We start from the raw sequence: 1,128 nt of genomic DNA on the forward strand, positions 1-1,128 counted from the left end.
GCGACAAGTCGGAGGACGCGGGCCGGCAGGCGCGGATGGCCTTGGGGGAACTGGTGAGCAACGCGATCGCCGCCAAACGCGAACGGGACACCCGCAGGGTCGTCGAGGCGCTCGACGACCTCGCCGCTTCGGTGAACGTGCGTGAACCCACGCACGAGGAGGAGGCCGTGCAGGTGGCGATCCTCGCCGACGTCGAGCGTCAGGACGAGCTCGAACAGGTGCTCGGGGAGCTGGCCCAGGACTGGGACGGGCGGGTGGAGATGCGCCTGCTCGGACCGCAGGCGGCGTACGACTTCGTGGTCGCCCCGAAGCCGGAGGGACAGGGCTGAAGCATGGGTCTGTTCTCGTTCATCGTCACCTTGCCGCTGCAATCGGTCAAAGGTGATCTCGCTGGCGGAGTTGATCCAGCGGCAGGTCGAGCAGGAGTTGCACGATCCGGCGCGCGCCCGCCGGGCGCTCGAGGAACTCGAGGAGGCCCGCGAACGCGGTGAGATCACCGAGGAAGAGGAACTGCAGGCACAGCAGGCGATCCTGGATCAGATGACGGGCGGTGGCGGAGCCACCCCCTGAGCAAGTAGCGCACGGAAAGCCGAAACCCGCTCGGCCGCAACGGCGGAGACGGAGACGGCGGTCGGCCTTACCAGAGGGTGAGGGGAAGTCCGGCCGCCTCGGCGCACCGGAGGCGTTGGTTGCCCAATCGCAGGTGGTGCGGGTTGACGCAGCCGGCGAAGTCGCACTGGTGACACAGCACGGCGTCGTCGGCGCCGGACCACCCCAGCCGCGGAATGATTCCGTATTCGAGCAGGTACGCGAACAGGTGGGCGGGCACGGTGCCTCGGCGGGACGGTCCGGGCAGGTTGGCAGCACGGAAGACTGGTGGGGTGCGATATTCGAAAGGTGTCGTATTCCATCCCCCCGCCACAGTGCTCCGTTACCGTCTCGAATATGACCGGTCGCCGATCGGTGTATCGGACGTCGGTTGACTTGTTGGGCAGCGGGTGGTGCATCGATAGCGTCCACGAAGGCGTGGTCCCCCAGAGGTCGCCGACCTCGTGAAGCGGCGCTGCTCCATAGAGGTCGGCGACGGTCGATCCGGTCAGCTCAGGCCCACGACTTCCTGGGCGATCG

The 1,128-nt window shown here is 67.6% G+C and carries 1 protein-coding gene and 2 pseudogenes; 2 read left to right on the forward strand and 1 reads right to left on the reverse strand.

Features of this window, described 5'->3' with window-relative positions:
* On the forward strand, positions 1-329 hold a 329-nt coding region (locus P3H15_RS54025; RefSeq protein ID WP_276144829.1), incomplete at its 5' end, for a GvpL/GvpF family gas vesicle protein.
* 3 nt (positions 330-332) lie between these two features.
* Positions 333-570: pseudogene (locus P3H15_RS54030) on the forward strand (gas vesicle protein GvpG).
* Positions 571-637: 67 nt separating this feature from the next.
* Here the strand turns inward: P3H15_RS54030 and P3H15_RS54035 are convergent.
* Positions 638-871, reverse strand: a pseudogene (locus P3H15_RS54035) (hypothetical protein); the annotation flags it as partial.
* Between the last annotated feature and the right edge of the window lie 257 nt (positions 872-1,128).

Origin of the sequence: Rhodococcus sp. T2V, assembly GCF_029269925.1 — a bacterium.
Taxonomy (GTDB): Bacteria; Actinomycetota; Actinomycetes; order Mycobacteriales; family Mycobacteriaceae; genus Rhodococcus_F; species Rhodococcus_F koreensis.